This is a genomic window from Rubellimicrobium sp. CFH 75288 (assembly GCF_009904055.1).
GTDB lineage: Bacteria > Pseudomonadota > Alphaproteobacteria > Rhodobacterales > Rhodobacteraceae > Rubellimicrobium.
In genome coordinates, this window is sequence record NZ_WYDP01000055.1 from 1 (window position 1) to 947 (window position 947).

General features: G+C 68.1%; 1 protein-coding gene and 1 pseudogene. Both read right to left on the reverse strand.

Features of this window, described 5'->3' with window-relative positions:
- Window positions 1-338, reverse strand: a pseudogene (locus GT358_RS16540) (Clp protease ClpC); the annotation flags it as partial.
- A 35-nt stretch (window positions 339-373) separates the two neighbouring features.
- Window positions 374-874 carry a phosphate-starvation-inducible PsiE family protein gene (locus GT358_RS16345; RefSeq protein WP_166583692.1) on the reverse strand — a complete coding sequence of 167 codons (501 nt, stop codon included), beginning with the start codon at window positions 872-874 and terminating at the stop codon, window positions 374-376.
- Window positions 875-947 lie beyond the last annotated feature (73 nt).

A 947-nucleotide genomic window follows, 5' to 3' on the forward strand; every position in this document is an offset into this window, starting at 1 on the left:
GCGAAGCCGGCACCCTGCCGGCGCGCGCTGCGCCCCCGCGGAGCCTCGTCGCCGGAGGGTGCAGCCCCCCCGTCATCCTCTCCGTCCATGCCGAGGGGCGGCAGGTCGAAGCCGCGGTCGGCCATCAGGCTGCGGAACGGGTGCTCGCCGAAGAATTCCTCGAACAGGCTGCCGCGGCGGCCGAACAGCGATTCCAGCGGCGAGGCGGTGCGGCCTTGGCGGCGCAGCATCTCGCGATAATGCTCGTCGCAGAGTTCCATGTCCTGCACGCGCCCGTTGACCGACGTGCGGACCCGAACGGTGGCGGGCCTGCCACAGATGTCGCACTTGCCTTGCATCTCTTTCCCTCCCCGACCGGTCTCGCCGCTTGTATCTAGCGCATCCGGGCACCGCCGCCTTGACTTGCCTCAAGCCGCCGGGCGGCGGCACGCCCTTCGTCCTGCTGACGGATGATCCAGTAGATGCCCCCGAGCGCAAGGGTGACGAGGGCGAGGGCGGCGATGGTCGCGGCGCCGGTCTTGGCGAGGTCGAGGATGATGAACTGGCGCAGAAGCGCAAGCAGCGCCACCAGCACCACGGTGCGGACGTGGAACACCGTGGCGTGCGTCTCGCCCGAGACGATGATCAGCCGCTTGAACTCGAGCGCGATGATCGCCGCGAACACAGCCCGGAACACCGAATGGTCGGTCGGGTCGAGCGAGCCGTCGAGCACGAGATCGAACAGCACGCGCAGGAAGAGGTTCCATATCGCCGCCGGAATGACGACGATCAGCAGCATGGACAGCACCAGGGTGACGAGCTGTTCGAACCGCTGATACAGCGTGAGCACCACCCATCGGTCCACGAAGGCGTTCCAGTCCGACCGGATCGACATGCGCCTACTCCGCCGCCAGCGGCATCGGCTTCAGCGCCGGGAAGTCGTCCGGCGTGATCGTCTCGCGCTCGAG

Excerpts from the sequence above, each read along its gene's own strand:
- GT358_RS16345 (WP_166583692.1), bottom strand. The coding sequence starts at position 874 with ATGTCGATCCGGTCGGACTGGAACGCCTTCGTGGACCGATGGGTGGTG.